General features: G+C 35.9%; 10 protein-coding genes. 9 read left to right on the top strand and 1 reads right to left on the bottom strand.

The window, feature by feature from the left end; genetic code table 11:
• Positions 1 to 16 precede the first annotated feature (16 nt).
• The 5 genes from FTRAC_RS02495 to FTRAC_RS02475 all read left to right on the top strand — a co-directional run bounded on the left by FTRAC_RS02495 (position 17) and on the right by FTRAC_RS02475 (position 12021).
• On the top strand, positions 17 to 1156 hold the full coding sequence (locus tag FTRAC_RS02495) for a tetratricopeptide repeat protein (protein WP_013452654.1): 1140 nt from the start codon (positions 17 to 19) through the stop codon (positions 1154 to 1156).
• Positions 1157 to 1291: 135 nt separating this feature from the next.
• Positions 1292 to 1825 (top strand): peptide-methionine (S)-S-oxide reductase MsrA, encoded by a 534-nt coding sequence (msrA, locus tag FTRAC_RS02490; protein WP_013452653.1) that lies wholly within the window; start codon positions 1292 to 1294, stop codon positions 1823 to 1825.
• Positions 1826 to 2352: 527 nt separating this feature from the next.
• Positions 2353 to 3108 (top strand): hypothetical protein, encoded by a 756-nt coding sequence (locus tag FTRAC_RS02485; RefSeq protein ID WP_148230031.1) that lies wholly within the window; start codon positions 2353 to 2355, stop codon positions 3106 to 3108.
• Positions 3109 to 3134: 26 nt separating this feature from the next.
• Positions 3135 to 11105: a LamG-like jellyroll fold domain-containing protein gene (locus FTRAC_RS02480; protein WP_013452651.1), complete on the top strand. Its 7971-nt coding sequence runs from the start codon at positions 3135 to 3137 to the stop codon at positions 11103 to 11105.
• Between the two features lie 13 nt (positions 11106 to 11118).
• Complete coding sequence (locus FTRAC_RS02475) at positions 11119 to 12021, top strand: caspase family protein (RefSeq protein WP_013452650.1); 903 nt, start codon at positions 11119 to 11121, stop codon at positions 12019 to 12021.
• A 75-nt stretch (positions 12022 to 12096) separates the two neighbouring features.
• Here the strand turns inward: FTRAC_RS02475 and dinB are convergent, their stop codons facing one another.
• On the bottom strand, positions 12097 to 13176 hold the full coding sequence (gene dinB, locus FTRAC_RS02470) for a DNA polymerase IV (RefSeq protein ID WP_013452649.1): 1080 nt from the start codon (positions 13174 to 13176) through the stop codon (positions 12097 to 12099).
• Between the two features lie 116 nt (positions 13177 to 13292).
• Here dinB and FTRAC_RS02465 point away from each other — a divergent pair, with 116 nt between their 5' ends.
• The 4 genes from FTRAC_RS02465 (at position 13293) to FTRAC_RS02450 (ending at position 19567) form a co-directional block, all read left to right on the top strand.
• Positions 13293 to 14933 carry a TldD/PmbA family protein gene (locus FTRAC_RS02465; RefSeq protein WP_013452648.1) on the top strand — a complete coding sequence of 547 codons (1641 nt, stop codon included), beginning with the start codon at positions 13293 to 13295 and terminating at the stop codon, positions 14931 to 14933.
• A gap of 63 nt (positions 14934 to 14996) precedes the next feature.
• Positions 14997 to 16313 carry a TldD/PmbA family protein gene (locus FTRAC_RS02460; protein WP_013452647.1) on the top strand — a complete coding sequence of 439 codons (1317 nt, stop codon included), beginning with the start codon at positions 14997 to 14999 and terminating at the stop codon, positions 16311 to 16313.
• Positions 16314 to 16434: 121 nt separating this feature from the next.
• On the top strand, positions 16435 to 18252 hold the full coding sequence (locus FTRAC_RS02455; protein WP_013452646.1) for a PAS domain S-box protein: 1818 nt from the start codon (positions 16435 to 16437) through the stop codon (positions 18250 to 18252).
• Positions 18253 to 18349: 97 nt separating this feature from the next.
• On the top strand, positions 18350 to 19567 hold the full coding sequence (locus FTRAC_RS02450) for a DEAD/DEAH box helicase (RefSeq protein ID WP_013452645.1): 1218 nt from the start codon (positions 18350 to 18352) through the stop codon (positions 19565 to 19567).
• Positions 19568 to 19577 lie beyond the last annotated feature (10 nt).

The following is a 19577-nucleotide window of genomic DNA, read 5'->3' as shown; positions in this document are numbered from 1 at the left end:
ATAAACGTAGATAGAAATGAAAAAACTTGCATTATTTTTCGCCTTTTTCTTAATGATTGGGCAGGCGTTTGCGCAGAATTCTAATGTTCGTAAAGCAGACAGAGCTTTAGAAAATGGTGAGCTAGAAGAAGCAAAAGAGCTAATTAACGAAGCTGCAGAGCATGAGAAAACCAAAGATGACCCTAAAACTTGGTATACAAGGGGTACAATTTATCAGGCAATCTTAAACGAAAATGGCTATTCGAAGGAGGTTGTAGAAGAAGCCACAAAAAGCTATAATAAAGTTTTTGACATGGTCGAAGAGAATGATAAATATTTTACTTTGACCGATTTAAAAGTTCAAGAACTTTGGGGTGGTTTCATAAACGAAGGTTCCGAAGCTTATTCGGCTGAGAAATTTGAAGAAGCAGTTAAAGCATTCGAGAAAGCATTGATTGTATTGCCAAAAGATACAACAGCTACCTTGTATGCTGGGATCGCATCTCAACAATCACAAGATAATGAAACAGCTTTAAAATATTACTACAGGTTGATTGATTTGGATTATCATGAACCAGACATTTATGGAAGTATCATATCTATAGAAAGATATGCTAATGAGGATATTGATAAAGCCTTGGAAGCAGTTCGTATGGCTAAAAAGCAATTTCCTGAAAATGATGAGTTTAATAAACAGGAAATTAATTTACTTATAAATGCTGAAAGGGTAGATGAAGCAAAGGATAAAATAAACGAGGCGATTGCAAGAGAACCTGAAAACGCTAATTTGTATTTTAACTTAGGCTATTTATATGAACAGCTTGAGCAGCCTGAAAAAGCGGAGGAAGCATATTTAAAAGCTATAGAAATAGATCCTGAGTATTTAGATGCCAATTACAACTATGCGGTATACTACTATAACAAAGCAGCGGATCTTTTTGCAAAAGCAAGGAATATGGACTTGCAAACCTATAGAAAGAAGGGTAAGAAAATTGAGGAAGAAGCTACAGGTTACTTGAAAAAGGCAAAGCCTTACTTTGAAAAGTCCTTAGAACTAGCACCAGAAGAATTAGCTATTATTGAAACTCTTCAAACGCTTTATACTCAATTAGGTGAGAATAAGAAAGCTGAAGAAATGATGAATAAGGCTGATGAGCTGAAGGAAGGAAACAAGTAAAAAATATAACATTGACAGTCTAAAAAGGTTACTCAACAGAGTAGCCTTTTTTTTGTTTGCATTCAACAGTGGAACTTAAAGGCTTTATTCAAACTTTTTTTAAAATAAACGTTGTAGTATTTGAAAAGGAAAGTTATGGAATTTGAAACAGCAACCTTCGGTGCAGGATGTTTTTGGTGTATTGATGCCGTCTTACGAAAATTAAAAGGAGTAGAAAAAGTAGAGTCAGGATTTTCTGGTGGGCATATTAAGAATCCACCTTACAGAGAAGTAGTGCAAGGCCGAACTGGACATGCTGAAGTGGCACAAGTAACTTTTAATCCCGATATTATTTCCTACCAAGAATTACTAGAGATCTTTTTTCAAGTTCATGATCCCACCACTTTAAATAGACAAGGAGCAGATGTTGGTACGCACTATAGATCTATGATTTTAACACATAGTCCGAAGCAAGAAGACACTGCTGTAAAGATGAAAAGTGAAATTGATTCATCTGGTATTTTTGAAGACCCTATAGTTACAGAGATAAAGAAATTTGAAGCATTTTATCCAGCCGAGGAAGTTCATCAAGACTTTTACAACCGAAATGAAGGCATGCCTTATTGTACTTTCGTTATTAAGCCAAAAGTGGATAAATTAAAGAGATTGTTTGCTGATAAATTGAATTAATAGGAATAACTGTCAAGCGATGAGTATGAAATAGTATTAAGTCAAGATTTGCACTAGTCTATAAAGGCGTTATTTTATCCAAATCATGCCAGTTTTTTAGATTGATAAATATGACTGCTTAAGTATAGTAATTAAATAAAAAGTATTATGATTGTGGGTTGAAAATACCCAATTTCACCTCTCCAATTAGGGCTAAAGATGTTTTCACGGAAAAGCGACTTTAATTTTTTTTCGAATAACTAATGCAAGACATATTTTCAATGTAGTTGCATTTAAAATTACATCACCCGTATAATAGTTTATTCACCATTCTTTAGACAAATTCCTAATATGTTAGTAGTTGTTGCATCAAATCACCTTCCACATCTTTTGCTAATTTTTTACCGACTGTGTATAAAAAAAAGTAAATATAATACCGATATTATTTAATATATTTATATATTAATATAGATTTATTGATAATAATATTTATATAATAGGTTTTTTAATTTTTTTTAATCAGACATATGAAGGTAAAAGTTGGCTTTATGAGATATAGATTATTGAACTTTATAAAGAAATATATACTACTGTCTTTTTTGACAATCAGCTGGTTTATTCTGCTTGCACAAAGTGCTCATGCTCAATCAGTAAAGAATGTTGAAGCAAAAGTATTAGATGATATCATCGTAGTTACCTACGACTTAAACGGCAATCTAGAAGAGGAATTTACAGTTAATCTATATTCTTCAAAAGATAATTTTGAAACGCCTTTAACACTGGTTACGGGTGATGTTGGCTTAAATGTTAAACCTGGCAAGGGAAAGAGAATAGAGTGGCTGTCCAAAAGTGAGCTGGGTGAGTTTAAGGGAAATCTGATATTTGAACTTAGAGCCTTTTTACCTGAACCTGCTTTTGATCCTCTTGAATTTGTGAATTTTAATTTGACGGAGATTAAAAGTGGAAAAAGCTATAGGATTCAATGGCAAGGAGGCAAGCCAAATGAAAAAATTGATATTCTCTTATATGAGGATGGTCAGCAGAAATCAAGGATAGCACAGGTCGATAATTCTGGTAAATATTTTTTTAAGATCCCTAAAGGAAATAAGAGCTCAAATTACAGAATACAATTGGATGGAGAAACAGGAACGGTAGGAAGTTCTCAGTTCAAAATTAAATCTGGGATTTCTCCTTTGCTTATAGCAGGCGGTGGATTGGTAGTAGGAGGGATAGTAGCTGTTATTTTGCTATTGGATAATCCAGGAAGTAGTAGTGATTTACCTATTGCACCTGAGCCTAATTGATTAATTGAATACCTAACCATTAAGATATGAAAAAATATTACCAGTATATAGTTCTTTTTATAATCGTCTTATTGAGTTATGATAGTAACTCACAAAACCTGAATAGGAGCAAGGAACAAAATAATTCAAGCCGACCAATTGAGACTTTCATTGCATCCTATGATTTTAATGGCAATGCAAATGATAGCACGTCAAATGGTTTTGATGGCACTTTAGTTGGCGATATGGTGCCTGTGTCTGATAGATTTGGAAATCCCGGTTCAGCTTATGATTTTACAAATGGATCCATTCAAACGGTACTTAAGAGCCAGCCTGATGGCATTTCTCTCTGGTTTAAGACAAGTGATGGTGGCAATTTACTTAATTGGGGTTTTGATGAAGATTTCTTTTTCCAATTTGGGTATGAAATATCTGTAACAAGTGTGGGTATTGAAATGCGTTATGCAATTCCAGATGGAAGTAATGCTCCTTCCGGGAGTATGGTTACGCTTGAGAGAAGTGATTTACTAAATAATCAATGGAGACATCTGCTTATTAATATAAATCAAACAGATGGGTTTATTTATTTTTATATCGATGGAGCATTTAATGGTGAATTCCCTATAAACTCAAACGGAATTACATGGAACGCTAATAGTTTTTCAGAGGGTATGGAAATAGGATCCAATTTCTTAGGTGAGATAGATGATCTTCAATTAGTGACTGGTCAAGTATCAGATCAAGAAATATTAGAAAGATATTATCAGTTTGGATGGCCATATGTAAACGATGCATTGATTTCCTCTTATGATTTTTCTGGTGATGCACTTGATGTGTCTGGAAATGGATTTAGTGGGAATAGTATAGGAGCCGTACTTACGAATGATAGATTTGGTGTTCCTGACGCAGCATTTAGTTTTGACGGAGTAGATGATAGAATTGAAATTTACCCGGTTCCTACTTTTGAAAATACATCCTTATCAGTTTGGTTTAAAACCTCATCCGATTATTCGGCAGGTTATGTTCCAATTGTAGACATTACAGGTATTGGTGCTGTGGCAATTGGAGCAAATAATAGATTGGAAGGGACATTGTTTTTAGGTGAGAATTTTGTGGTGCTTAGTAGCAGTGTTGAGGTAAATGATGGGGTATGGCATCACGCAGTTATGAGTTTTGATGGGAATGTTTTTAATTTATATTTAGATAATCAACTAGTCGATTCTTTTACTGATTTTTCTGGATCAATAAACGTGGTTGACAACCCTACATTTTTAGATGTTGGCTTCATTTTTTCTGAGGGTAGATTCTTCAATGGAGACATTGATGACATAAACTATTACAATTACGGAATTAGTAGGACTGATGTGTCTTTATTATATGGAATGAATAGCTGGCCTAGTACAACTCCAATAGCCGCTTACGACTTTACTGGTAATGCTAATGATCTCAGTGGGAATAACCTGAATGGGATAGTATTTGATGCAACATTATCACAAAATAGGTTTGGAGAGGCTGACCAAGCCTATAGCTTTAATGGGACAAGTGCTTATATAGCCGTGGCAACCGATGAAGTGTTTTCAATAGGTCAATCAACCGATTTGGCTGTATCTGGTTGGTTTAATACTTCTGCAGCAAGCGGAGTTCTGTATGATAAATCAGATGGTAATACAGGGTACCTAGCTTTTTACAGTAATAATTCCTTGATTTTTTATGCAACACAGGGGACTGCAGAAAGTCAAGTTTCCATATCCGGCTTCAATGATGGGAATTGGCATCATTTTGTTACTCAAATGGACAGAGATGGGGGAATGCAGATTTACATTGATGGCGTGCTAGAAGCTGAAAACGTAAACGCCTTGTCAAATGGTTTCAATCCAGATACAGCTGAAGACTTTTTAATTGGCGTTGCAGGAGGTGTAGGGAATTCTGGCTTAAACACTTATTTTAATGGTCAGCTTGATGATATCAAAGTCTATAATCAATTGTTGGCGGCAGATGAAATTGGAAGACAATACAGTTTCGGTCCTTGGCCAACTATAGGTCAGGTGCAAATAGTAAGAAATCAATCTAATAACTCGGAGGGCTTAAGTTTGTACTTTTCTGATGATAGTGACAAGTATGGCAATGCTTTTGAAATGGGTGATGGCAATTTAAATTTTATTTTGAATGGCAACATTGATACACCCTATGGAGATGATAATCTCGATGGGATTATTGATTTATTTGGTGAGCCGATAATCACTCCAAGCGGATTAAATTATGTGGTGCTAGTTGAAGCGAACAGGTCGTACCAAATTGAGCCTATTACAACAGTGGGATTTTTAGGAAGCGCTAGAACTGGAGATGATACAGGTTGGAATGGTGCAGACACTGATATGGACTATATTGGAGGCGGTGTATTCGAATTGAAGAATATTGAATTATTTGATGGTGAATGGAAGATTCGGGCTAATGATGACTGGCTGCTTGCTAATTGGGGAGCTAATCCAGAAGATCCTGGCGTACTTGTTAATTTTGGACCAAATATAGCCGTTTCTGCAGGAACATATGACATTGCAGTTGACGTGATAAACAAAAGCTATACAATTACTGAAGCTTCTGTAAATCAATCGCTTGTAGCTGAGTACTACTTTAGCTCATCTTTCGATGATACTTCTGATAATATTAATAACGGAACAGGTAATTCGGTTACTTTTATTGATGATAGATTTGGGAATACAGGAAGTGCAGCATTTTTTAATGGCACAAATGGATATATCAATATTCCTGATGCAACAGAACTCAATTGGGGCACTTCGCAGGATATAGTAATTTCGGGTTGGTTTAGAACTGCCAATGGTGGAGTGCTATTTGATAAATCAAATGGATCCTCTGGCTTCTTTGGAGTAGTAGAAGAAACGGGTGAAATTAGATTCTTTATGGTGGAGACGAGTAGTTCAACAACTACTGCTGAGATCACCACAAATGGAACTTACAATGATGGCGCTTGGCATCATTACGTCATTCAAATTACTCGTGCCTCTAAGATGGAGATTTGGGTAGATGGTGAGGTCGATTCTGAAAATGAAATTGCCACTGACGGTATAAACCCAGATATGACAGAAGATCTTTTAATTGGAGTTGCAGCAGGTGTAGACAATGCTGGGTTAAATCTTTTCTTTGACGGTGCTCAAGATGATATACGATTCTTTAACCAAGTCTTGACGCTTGAAGAAGTGACCCAACTTTATACTGAAGGTGGGTGGCCAATTGTTAGTCCGCCAAGACTGAATTCATTTACGCCAGCAAGGGCTGAGATTGGTGATGTTGTTACCGTTTTTGGTAACCATTTTTCCTCTTCTTTAAGTGGCAATATTGTGGATTTCAATGGTATAAGAGCTGATGTAATCTCAGCCTCAGCCAATGAGCTTCAAGTAGAAGTGCCATTGGGGGCTTCGTACGGACCTATCAACATAGCAACCAATGGATTAACTGCTAGTTCTACAAAAGATTTTAGTGTAACCTTTGAAGGCAATGGTCTCAATTTTGACACTTTGTCTTTTATTGAGGACGGTCCTGTAGAGGGCTTGTTAGGTTTAGCTCAGGGGTCTATGATCACAGGTGATTTTGATCAGGATGGGAACCTCGATGTAGGTGTCATATCTCAAGGTAGTCAATTAGCAATTTTTCGTAATATCAGTGCTATTGATGGTGAAATTGTGTTTGACACACCAATTTCATTTACAGTAAATTCTGACATAGGCTTTATTAGTACGGCTGATCTAGATGGTGATGGGAAAATGGATATGGCAGTAGCTGAGGGACTTACAGTTTCAGTTTTTATAAATAAAAGTACAGGAGCAGGTGATATTAATTTTACTAAGGATTATGAATTCACCTTAAGTTCAACTTCAATAAGAGATATAGAAATTGCAGATATGAATGGAGATGGCAGGAAGGATATATTAGTGAAAGAGATGTTCCCGCCTGAAAGTGAGTTTAGTTTCTTTAATACTTTTACAGTCACTACCTTCGCCAATATATCGGAGGAAGGAATATTAGATTTTTCGGTAGTTGATAGAACATCGGTTTTGGGTTTCTTTGGATTTAAATTAAAGGATGTAAATAACGATGGCAAACCAGATTACATTTCCACAGGTCCGGAAATACTTTTAAACACTGGTAATTTTCAGGAAAACACCTTTGGCTTTTCTTCGAGTTTTGATTTTACGCCAATAGGAAGTGCTCAAGTTGATTTGACCACAGGCGATTTTAATAACAATGATAAAATTGACTTTGCCCTCACTGAAGACAATGGTGGTCGGGTAATAGGGATATATTCGAATGCAACCGTAAACCCCCTTTCTGGCCTTGTTAATTTTCTTGAGCCTGTGACCTTCGAATCTGGTGGAGCTCCTCCAGCAATTGCTAGTGCGGATCTAGATGGTGATGGATTAATAGATATAGTAGGCACTGATTTAGTTGAAAGTTCAATTTCTTTGTATCGAAACTCAACTGCACAGGCCGGGGATTTCTCTCTAGAAAGTCGTTTTGATATGGGGATTAGTTTTGGTGGTTATGATCTGCAAGTTGGTGACTTTAATAACGATGGGAAAGTAGATATACTAACCACAGGCTTTGATCAGGGGATAGCTATTTTAAGAAACAACCTTCAAAGTGCTGATGAAATAAATGTGCCTGAAAACCAACCTACCAATTTAGCCTTTTCTGATGTGACTTCAAGTAAGATAACAATTAGTTATGACGCTGCTGCAAATCATAACGGTTCATACTTGGTCTTGAGAAATTCTAGTTCAACACCTGAATTTATACCTGAAAATGGTAAAAATTATCAAATAGGTGATTTGGTTGGAGATGACCTAGTTGTGTATGTAGGTGCAGGAACCACTTTTATCGATTCTCTTTTAAATCAAAATACTAGATATTATTATAGTCTTTTTGCCTTTAATGGTTCAGGTAATATTTCATCTTTCTTAACTTCAAATCCTCTGACTGGAGATGAGATGACATTAGTAATTGACGGCTTATCAACTGAACCTACTGATCAACCTACCGATTTTTCAGTTACAGATTTTGACGAAACTAACAGGCTATTTAATGTAAATTACACTGCACCTGCTACTTCCGTTGATGGCTATTTAGTGGTGAGAAGATTGAATTCCAAGCCAGTATTTGTGCCTTCAGATGGGCAAGTGTATCAACAGGGTGATGGTTTTAATGCTGATTCAATTGTTTATGTAGGGTCTGCAACTCAGTTTACAGAGTCGGGTATCGTTTCTAATAGTTCTTACCATTATTTGGTCTATAGTTATAATGGTAGTGAAGCTAGCATTAACTATTTGCAGAATGCTCCGCTTTCTGGCAGCTTTAATGTCCCTTCTGCTGAACCAGCTGCTCAGCCTACTAATTTTACGGTAAATAGTCTCGGGCCAAATTCTGTTAGTTTTAGTTTTACAGCGGCACCAAATGTGGCCGGATATCTAATCCTTCGTAATGATAACCAGAGCCCTTCTAGTTCACCAGAAGATTTCATAAGGTATCAATACGGGGATCAGATTGATAATGATGTGGTAGTTTACCGCGGATCTGCAACTTCTATCATTGACAATAATTTGAATCCGCAAACTCAGTACTTCTATGCAATATTTGCTTATAATGGCTCAGGTGACTTAATAAACTATCTTGTTACTAGTCCTCTAGCGGGAAACTTAACCACTTCAACTTTACCGAATTTAGCTGCACAACCTCAAGCTCAACCGAATGGTTTTGAAGTACTAAGTAAAACCACAACTACAGCCAATTTAGGTTTTACATCAAGTGATGCTTCTGGATATTTAATTGTAAGGTCTCGTCTAAGTAATTTTTTCTTTACACCAGCCGATGGTATTACTTACGGAATAAATAGTAGAGTTGGCAATGCAACTATTTCCTACATTGGAACTGAAAGTAGTTGGAGTGAAAACAATTTGAGTTCTTTTACAAATTATTTTTATAAAGTATTTGCATTTAATGGAACAGGAAATCAAATTAATTATTTGCAGTCTTCTCCGCTTCTAGGAGAGTTGGTAACTTTGACTAATGCACCAAGTACGCAGGCTTCTGACTTTAGCGTAACAGAACAGACTTTTGACAGCTTTACATTTAGTTTTTCTGGTAATCTTGATGAAGCCGAAGGTTATCTGATTGCCAGAAAGGAGGGAGAAAATCCTCCATCTTCTGTGCCGATGGGAGGGATCAGCTATGTGGAAGGAGACCTTTTGGCGGAAGGTGAAGAAGTAGTGTCCATAGGGACTGAGCAAACATTTCAAGAAACAGCTTTAACCATTGGTGATACCTATTCTTATGCAATTTATTCATATAATGGCGAAGGACAGCATATTAATTACAACATAAGTAATCCTTTGACTGGTACTGCTACTACCTTAGTAGATAATAGCGCACCTAGTATTCAAAATATTCAATATTCAGAAGAAGTAGAATTAGGTGCCCCAGTGTCAATAAGTGTCACCGTTACTGACCAAGAATCTGGCGTTGAAGAAGTTGCTATTCAGTATATTGTACCAGGAGCAACTAATTTTGAAAATGCTACAGTTCAGGCTATGGAGGGCTCTGAAAATGAATATACCTATCAATTACCCGCTGTCGGTGCAGCAGGTTTTGAATTCCGAATTTTCGCAAAAAATATCGCACAGCTTGACGATGTTTCAGCTATTCAATCTGTTACAGTTGTTTTTCCGGATGAAGGATTGGCAATTCCCTATAACTCTTTTGGTAATACTCAAGAAGACTATAGAATTGTATCGGTTCCTCTCACTTTAGATAATAGTACTGTAAATGGGGTTTTTGGAAGCCAATTGGGTGAATATGGTGATTTATCTAAATGGAGAATGTTCAGATATAGTAATGAAACAACTTCTGAAATGACCGGAAGCAGCAATTTAATTCCAGGTAGAGGTTACTGGTTGATAGTAAATGATAATGACGTTTCTTTTAATACGGGCTCAGGTAAAAATGTTCCAGCAAGTGTAGATCAACCATATGAGATTGTCTTAAGTCCTGGCTGGAATCAAATTGGCAATCCCTATCCATATGATGTTTCATGGAGTGATATTCAGGAATTTAATAATGAAGATTTTGAATTGCGTATTTTCAATGGTTCATTTTCTGACGGAAACACACTGTCTGCATTTTCTGGTGGCTTCGTAAACTGGCCGAATTCAAGTGACTTCACCCTTAGAATTCCTAAAACTCCTCCAACAGGAAGTGACAATAGAAAGAGTTTTGATAAAGGACAGGGATGGGAAATGAACTTGGTGCTGGAGAATGGAAATGTCAGAAATGAATTAACGGGAATCGGAATGCATGAAAATGCTTCTAATGAATTAGATAGTAAAGACCAATTTAACCTCCCTCATTTTTTAAATTATATAGATTTGAATCATCCAATAAAGACAAATGGTTATCATGTAGCTAAAAATATTGTACGATTACAGGATCAATATAATTGGAATTTTGATATTAAATCAAATCTCAACGTAAAGGAAACAATACTTAGTTGGGAATTACCTTCATCCAGCATTTTCAACAACAGCAGCGAGTTGTTTTTATGGGATCCATCATCTCAAAATTTAGTTGACATGAAGAAATCAAATCAATATCAGCTAAGAAATAGCAAAGGTAGAGATTTGAAAATAATTTATGGTTCAATGGATTATGTAAATAGTGTCATTAATCTTTCAAGCTTTCATGTTAATGATCCGTATCCTAATCCAACAAATGGAGTTGTGAATTTGAGTTATTTTGTTCCAAAAGGTGAAGCGAATTCTACAATGACTCTGGAGCTATACAATTTAAATGGCAGTTTAGTAAATCAAAAACAAATTGCTATTGGGCATTCTGGTTTCCAATCGAGTAGTTGGAATATAAATCTGGGCACTGAAGAAGAACTTCTAGGTGTCTATTTATTAAGAGTAAGGAACGGGGTGAGTAGTATCAATAAAAAGATTATTATAAGATAATAAGTTAAATACAATGAAAAGTAAATTTCAAATATTAATTCTCATCATGGCTTTAATGAGCCATTGGGGGTTAGCCCAAACTTTTTCGGGTAGAAGTAACAGTGTGGCGGTGGATTATTCCATTGAAAAACGGTCGGCTAGTTCTGAAGTAGAGCCAGCAACAGCAGAGCAAACAGTGAGAGAAGCCCTAGGTGCCCCTTCTGATCCTGTTTATCATGCCTTGATAATTGGCGTTTCTAATTACGAGTTTGCCGGTGCTAAACTGCCTAATCTTGACAAACCCAATAAGGATGCAGCTGAATTATACACTGTATTAACTACTAAATATAATTTTAAGCCTGAAAATGTCACCTTAATGAAAGATCCAACAAGGGCAAACCTTATAGATACTTTTCATGGGTTAGCGGATAAAGTATCTGATAGAGATAATTTATTGATATTTTATGCAGGCCATGGTTATTATGATCAACCAAAAGACTTTGGTTATTGGTTGCCATCTGATGCCAGAGCAGAAAGTACGGCAAATTGGATTCCAAATAGTACTATCAAGGATTATATAGGTGCCATACCTTCTAAACATACTTTATTAATAACAGATGCATGCTTCGGTGGGAGTATTTTTAAAACCAGAGCCGTTTCAGGTATGAGCCAAATGAAAGTAAATGAGCTTTATAAAGACCGAAGTAGAAAAGCTATTACAAGTGGGAGTTTGACTGAAGTACCGGATGAAAGCTTTTTTGTTTATATGTTAATTAAGACATTAGATGAAAATGAATTTCCTTATTTACCTGCTTCAACTGTTTTTTCACGAATATATGAACCTGTTATGAATAACGCCCCTTCTGTTCCTCAGTTTGGGGTCATTCAAGGTGCTGGAGATGAAGGTGGAGATTTCATTTTTATTAAGAAGAAATAAATCCAAAAATATATTCTATGACCAAAAAAGGGAAGTTTTTTAATCTCCCCTTTTTTTATATTTCGATATGCTGCTTTAAAACCTCAATGTCAGTTGTCCGTTTTCGGCAATCTTCTCTTCAATTTCGAAATTGGAGAGTGAACATCCAACTAAACGGACTGATTGATATAATTCAAATGAATCCATAAGGCTTTCTAAGCCTTGGTCAAATATAGCTGCCGAATAGATTGCTTCTTCAAATGACTTGCTTCTAGTTATTTGTTTAAAATCGTCAAATTTTACTTTTAAGGTAATAGTGTGTGCATTGGCGTCACTTTGCTTATATCTTTTCCAACATTTCTCCGCTATCGGTTGTAAGGCTTCCAAAATGGCGGATTTTGTTTTTAAACTAATTGAAAAGGTATTTTCAGCACCAACTGATTTCCGGATTCTGTTCGGGTTCACTTTTCGGTAATCTTCACCTCGGCTCACTGAATAAAAATAGCGTCCTTGTTTGCCAAAATGCTTCACAAGTTCCTTTAACGATTTGGCTTGTAAATCAGCACCAGTCTTGATATTGAGTCGATGCATTTTCTCAGCTGTCTTTTTTCCAACCCCAAAGAATTTTTCAATGGGTAACTGTTCAATAAAGCTTAGTACTTGATGAGGTTTTATAATGAATATACCATCAGGTTTGCGATAATCTGAAGCAATCTTAGCTAAAAATTTATTGATGGATACGCCTGCAGAAGCCGTTAGTCCTATTTCACTCTTAATGGCTTTTTTGATTTCAATAGCTATATCAGTTGCTGTTGATATCCCCATTTTATTTTCGGTCACATCTAAATACGCCTCATCTAAAGATAAAGGTTCGACTAAGTCAGTGTATCTATAGAAAATTTCGCGTATTAGGTGGCTCAATTCTCTATATCTATCAAATCGAGGTTTTACAAAAACGAGATCTTTGCACTTCGAAGCAGCTAGTTTTGAAGGCATTGCAGAATGGATTCCATATTTCCTAGCCTCATAACTGGCAGCTGCCACAACACCTCTTTGACGATTACCCCCTACAGCAACAGGTTTGTCCTTGAGATCAGGAAAATCCATTTGCTCAACGGATGCATAGAAGGCATCCATGTCCACATGAATAATTTTGCGTTCTCTTTCTTTTTCCAAAGCTTATCCGCTTAAAGTTTTCTCTTACCGTTTATCCTTTTGTATTAGCTAAATAATGAAATAAAACGGATATTATTTCCTATAAAATAAATCAATTCATTTTTAATATTAACCAAATGAAGAGAAGAGAGTTTTTACAACTGACCGGAATGGGAATAGGAGGCGCTTTATTGACAGTTCCTTTAATTGGGAATGCTGTTGATATGGACAGACTTTTAGAAAACCCATTAGATGTTTTAGAGAAAAAAAGGCTGGCCGATATAGGCTTAAATTCAGCTAAGGCGAATGGCGCTACCTATGCCGATGTTCGTATCGGAAGATATTTGAATCAATATATTTTCACAAGAGAAGATAAACTGCAAAATGCAGTTAATACAGAATCTTTTGGTGTGGGAATAAGGGTAATAGCAAACGGGACTTGGGGCTTTGCTTCAACTTTAGATGTTAGTGAAGCAGGTATTCAAAAAGCAGCTGAAAAGGCCACTGCCATTGCAAAAGCTAACGGGAAAATTCAAACTGAACCTGTTCAATTAGCACCAGTCCAATCGTACGGAGAGGTTAGCTGGAAAACACCACTTGAAAAGAATGCAGTAGCAGTCCCTTTGAAAGAAAAAGTGGATCTGTTGTTATCGGCTAACGCAGAAGCCATTAATAACGGTGCTAATTATGTGAATAGTGCGCTATTCATGATTAATGAGCAAAAATATTTTGCTAGCACAGAAGGTTCTTATATCGATCAAGATGTACATAGAATCTGGCCAAACTTTAATGTTACTGCTATTGATCCTGACAGCGGAAAATATAAATCAAGACAAGCTTTAAGTTCTCCAATGGGAATGGGCTTTGAGTATATGGATCCTAGACCATCCAGCAAAAAGGAAGGCCCAGGTGGTACGATGCATTATTATGATAGATATGATATGATCGAAGATGCAGGATTAGCAGGTAAACAAACTAAAGAAATGCTAAAAGCAGATTCTATTAAAGCCGGTAAGTATGATCTAGTATTAGATCCAAATCATCTAGGCTTAACAATTCACGAAAGTATTGGGCATGCCACTGAATTAGATCGTGTTTTAGGTTATGAAGCAAATTATGCTGGAACCAGTTTTGCTACTTTGGATAAGTGGAAAAGTAAAGATTTCAAATACGGTAGTGATATCGTTAATGTTTTTGCTGATAAAACGCAAGAAGGTTCTTTAGGCGCAGTTGGGTATGATGATGAAGGAGTAAAAACCAAAAGATGGGATTTGATTAAAGATGGAGTCTTGGTGAACTACCAGGCGATTAGAGATCAAGCACATATCATTAATGAAGATGAGTCTCACGGATGTTGTTATTCACAAAGCTGGAATGATGTTCAATTCCAAAGAATGCCAAATGTATCATTAGAGCCTGGTAAAGAAGAATATAGTCCAGATGATATGATCAAGGATGTTGAGAAAGGAATTTACATAGTAGGTCGTGGTTCATATTCAATTGATCAGCAGCGCTATAATTTCCAATTTGGAGGAACTTTATTTTTTGAAATTGAGAATGGAAAAATTAAAGGCCCGGTAAATGATGTGGCGTATCAATCTAATACGCAAGAGTTTTGGAATTCATGTTCTAAGATTTGTGATAAGCGTGATTATAAAACCTTTGGGTCTTTCTTTGATGGAAAAGGACAGCCTTCACAAATCAGTTCAGTTTCTCATGGCAGTGCCACCACCCGTTTTGATGGGGTGAATGTTATTAATACTGCAAGAAATATTTAATTCAATAGGTGATGACTTTAAGTAGTTATTTATCCTATTAGTCTAAAACTAAAATCTTTAACAATGGCAATATTATCTAAAGAAGAAGCAAAGCAAATATTGGAAAAAGTGATGAGCTTTTCTACTGCTGATAGCCTGGAAGCGGGTCTTTCGGGTAGTGGAAGAGGCAATATCCGATATGCTAGAAATACAGTAACCACCAGTGGTTTTAATGATGACATCAGTTTGGGTGTGACGGCTAATTTCGGAAAAAAATCAGCTTCATCTACCATTAACGAGTTTGACGATGAGTCATTAAGAAAAGTGGTGAAAAGGGCAGAAGAACTAGCAAAACTAGCACCTGAGAACCCTGAATTTATGGAGCCCTTAGGGCCGCAAGAATACAAAGAGTCAAAAACGTTTTTTAAAAGTACGGCAGATATAAGTCCAGAATTTAGAGCTGAAATTGCTAAAAATAGCATTGAGCCTGCGAAAGCAAAAGAAGTTACGGCTGCTGGATATTTAGAAGATTCATCTGGGTTTTCGAGTATTATGAATTCAAAAGGCTTATTCGCCTATTCACAATCATCTGAGTTGGAATTCACCGTGACAATGCGAACCAATGATGGTACTGGTTCAGGGTGGGTTACAAGAGATTTCAATGATGTGAATCTTTTCAATGGAGCTGAGGCGTCTGCTGTAGCTTTGGAAAAAGCAATCATGAGTAGAGAGGCAAAGGCAATTGAACCTGGTAAGTATACAGTTATTATGGAACCTGCAGCATCTGTTCAGCTTTTAGGAAATATGTTGTTCAACATGGGCGCAAGGCAAGCTGATGAGGGTAGAAGTTTTCTTTCCAAAAAAGGTGGTGGAACTAAAATTGGTGAAAAACTAGTCGATGAAAGAGTCAACATTTATTCTGATCCATTTAATGAGTTAGTTCCAGCTAATGGATGGTCTGGTGATGGATTACCTAGAAAACGAACAAGCTGGATTGAAAATGGTGTTGTAAAAAATATGTCCTACAGCAGGTATTGGGCACAAAAACAAGGTGTTGAGCCTGTTCCCGGGCCTGCAAACGGAATTATGGTTGGGGGAGATGCCACTACTGAAGACTTGATTAAAAGTACCAAAAGAGGAATTCTTGTCACTCGCTTATGGTATATTAGGACTGTTGATCCTCAAACTTTGCTTTATACTGGCTTAACAAGGGACGGAACATTTTACATCGAAAATGGTAAAATAAAACATCCAATCAAAAATATGCGTTTTAATGAAAGCCCAATAATTATGCTGAATAATTTGGAGGAATTAGGACAGCAACAAAGAATTAATGGGAATTTAGTGCCTGTGATGAAAATTCGGGACTTTACGTTTACGAGTTTATCAGATGCAGTATAATTATTTAAACCGTTAAATGGAAAGCTTTGGATTTATCCAAAGCTTTTTTTTTAAATATATCATTTAAATGGTATTTCATACCATTTAAATGATATATCTTATCAAAGAATTAAATGAACCAATGAAAAAAAATCAATCAAAGCGAAATGGTAAATATTTATTGTTTTCACTAGGGATAGGTTTAGTAACTGCACTAACCTTCACTATAACCATTTTGATTGGTTTTCAATATTATCAAAAACAAAAAACTCAGCAATTACAGACAGCCTTAAATCTTGCTACTGAAAATACACGCAAGATATTGACAAACAGTAATTTAGCAGCATTTTCGATTGGTCTAACAATAGATCCTTTAGAAGACACTATCAAAAATTTTGACTACGTTGCCAAAGAAATTATGGATAGACATCCGTATTTATATGGGGTTCAGATTTTAAAGGGTGGTGAAATTCAATATGTATATCCTTATGAAGAACATAAGGATGTATTAGGTTATAACATTCTTGAAAACCCTGAAACTAAACTTGAAGCAGAAAAGGCGATTAAAGATAAAAAGATTTATTATGCAGGACCTCTTGAATTAAAACAAGGAGGACTTGGAATAGTAGGTCGATTACCAATTTTTCAGGAAAGTGAATTCTGGGGTTTTTCCGCAGTCCTTATTAAAATTGAAGATTTTTTGAAGGCCTCTGGAATAGCAAAGAATGACTACACAAATATTACATTTGAATTCTCAAAAATCAACCCAAATACAAATAAAGTCGAATATTTTACCGATAATAAAAAGTCGGAAAGTCTTTCATTAAGCTATATATTTGAAGAATCTGCTTGGAAAATAACTGCTGTTTATAGTCAAGAAGTCACAATCTATTTCCTGCTTGCATTAGTAATCATGCTTACTATCGCATCCTCTGTGGGTAGTGGTCTATACACTTATCAAATTTTGAAAAAACCTGAAAAATTAGAGATGCTGCTTTCAGTAAAGACTAAGGAAATAGAGGAAAATAATGAATATTTGGAATCAATGGTTCAAGCGATACCTGACTTAATTTTTATTTATGACAAGGAAGGACGTTATCTTGATTTTCATGCTTATGAGCAATCTCTATTATACTACAAACCAAAAGAATTTATCGGAAAATCAATTTTCGATTTATTTGATAAATCCTTTGCAAGTGATGTTCATGAAGTAATACTTAAAGCAATAAAGCGTAACGAGGTGGTAGACCATTCTTATAGCTTAGACTTTAAGGATGGAAAGAAATATTTTGAATCGCGATATGTAGCCATCAACAAAGAAAAGGTTTTGGCTGTAGTACGTGAGATTACCGACAAAGTATTATCTGAACAAAAGTTAGAAAAGAGCGAAGAAAAATATCGAAATTTAGTAGCACAAGCTTCTGATGCTATTTTCTTAGCTGATGAAAAGGGTAATCTTCTGGAATTGAATCAAAAGGGGCTAGAATTGACTGGGATTTCGGCTGATCAAGTATATTCATTTAATTTAAATTCCATTATAAAGTTAGAGGATGCCAATGGACTATCATTAATAGAGCTTATTCACCAAGAGGGAAAAGCGTTAGAAGAAGCAACCCTCTTTTCTGGTGATAATAAAAAAACCTCTGTTGAAATTAGTTGTAACAGCACTTACCAAGGACAAATTCAAGGTATAATTCGAGATATAACGGTTAGAAATAACTATATAAAGTCAATTCAAAATCAAAATGCTAAACTTAAAGAAATTGCTTGGATTCAAAGTCATGAAGTAAGAGCTCCATTAGCTAGGCTTTTGGGATTGTTGGATTACTTCGAGAAATATGACAACTTTGATGTAAATGATAAAATTAAAATTATTCGATCTATTAGAGATAGTGCCCTGGAATTAGATGTAATTATCCGAGATGTTGTAAGTAGAACAGAAAGAACAGAGAATACCTAATTGAAATGGGAATCTGAACAATCTATAGCTATATATCGCTGCTATTCATTACCTTTGATGTAAACTGCAAAGTTTCTAATTAATAAAAATAAAGAAATTGGAATTTAAAGAATTAAACTTTCATCCTACGCTAAGCGAAGGCTTGGAAATGATGGGCTTCCAAAAAGCTACCCCCATTCAAACAGAAGCGATCCCTAAAATATTAGAAGGTAAAGACTTAATCGCCTGTGCACAAACGGGAACAGGAAAAACGGCTGCATTTGTGCTACCTATTTTACATAAAATAGCTAATAGTGGTGAAACGAAAGGGGTTAACACCTTGATAATCGCCCCCACACGTGAACTTGTTCAGCAGATAGATCAACAAATTGAAGGTTTTTCATACTTCACCAATGCTAGTAGCATCGCCATTTATGGTGGTGGTGACGGTGCAGCATGGGAACAACAGAAAAAAGCGATTAGAGCTGGAGTAGATATATTAGTGGCTACACCTGGAAGGCTTATTGCACTTCTAAATTCTAATGAAACGCAATTGGATAATGTCCAACATCTTATTTTAGATGAAGCCGATAGAATGCTTGATATGGGCTTTCATGATGACATCATGAGGATTGTAAAGCAACTACCGCAGAAAAGACAAACGCTCTTATTTTCGGCTACCATGCCACCGAAGATTAAAAAATTAGCTGGAGCTATATTAAATAATCCTGAAGAAATCAGTTTGTCCATTTCCAAACCAGCTGCTGGAATTTCTCAAAAGGCATTTTTAACTTATGATGGCCATAAAACACAGCTTTTAAAATTCATTTTAGGATCAGGTATCTATGAAACGGCTATTGTTTTTGCTGGCAAAAAAGATAAAGTGAAATCTTTAGAAAGAGACTTGAAAGATATCGGCATGTCTGTAAAAGCTTTTTCCAGTGATTTAGATCAGAAGGAAAGAGAAATCATTATGCGTGATTTTAGAGCTAAAAAGGTTCAGGTTTTAATTGGTACTGATATTATTTCACGAGGTATCGATGTAGAAAATATAAGTCTAGTGGTTAATTATGACGTTCCGGGTGATCCAGAAGATTATGTCCATAGGATTGGTAGAACTGCCCGTGCAGCAACAAAAGGGGAAGCCATCACCTTTATCAATGAAATGGATATGGAGAAATTTAATCGTATTGAGGCATTAATCGAGAAGTCAATTATGAAAACAAATAGTTTGCCAAATCAAATTGGACAAGGGCCTGAATATGAAGAAAATGCCCGTAAAAGAAAGCCTTCGGGTTTTAAAAAGAAGAAGCCTTTCAGAAAAAAGAATAGATAATTTCAGTAAT

The sequence above is a fragment of the Marivirga tractuosa DSM 4126 genome, assembly GCF_000183425.1.
Lineage (GTDB): Bacteria > Bacteroidota > Bacteroidia > Cytophagales > Cyclobacteriaceae > Marivirga > Marivirga tractuosa.
This window is presented reverse-complemented; position numbering and strand designations above follow the sequence as displayed.

Bases quoted from the DNA above. Each gene is read 5' to 3' on its own strand.
- FTRAC_RS02495 (WP_013452654.1), top strand. From the start codon at position 17: ATGAAAAAACTTGCATTATTTTTCGCCTTTTTCTTAATGATTGGGCAG.
- FTRAC_RS02465 (WP_013452648.1), top strand. From the start codon at position 13,293: ATGAAGAGAAGAGAGTTTTTACAACTGACCGGAATGGGAATAGGAGGC.
- FTRAC_RS02475 (WP_013452650.1), top strand. From the start codon at position 11,119: ATGAAAAGTAAATTTCAAATATTAATTCTCATCATGGCTTTAATGAGC.
- FTRAC_RS02460 (WP_013452647.1), top strand. From the start codon at position 14,997: ATGGCAATATTATCTAAAGAAGAAGCAAAGCAAATATTGGAAAAAGTG.
- msrA (WP_013452653.1), top strand. From the start codon at position 1,292: ATGGAATTTGAAACAGCAACCTTCGGTGCAGGATGTTTTTGGTGTATT.
- FTRAC_RS02480 (WP_013452651.1), top strand. From the start codon at position 3,135: ATGAAAAAATATTACCAGTATATAGTTCTTTTTATAATCGTCTTATTG.
- FTRAC_RS02455 (WP_013452646.1), top strand. From the start codon at position 16,435: ATGAAAAAAAATCAATCAAAGCGAAATGGTAAATATTTATTGTTTTCA.
- FTRAC_RS02485 (WP_148230031.1), top strand. From the start codon at position 2,353: ATGAGATATAGATTATTGAACTTTATAAAGAAATATATACTACTGTCT.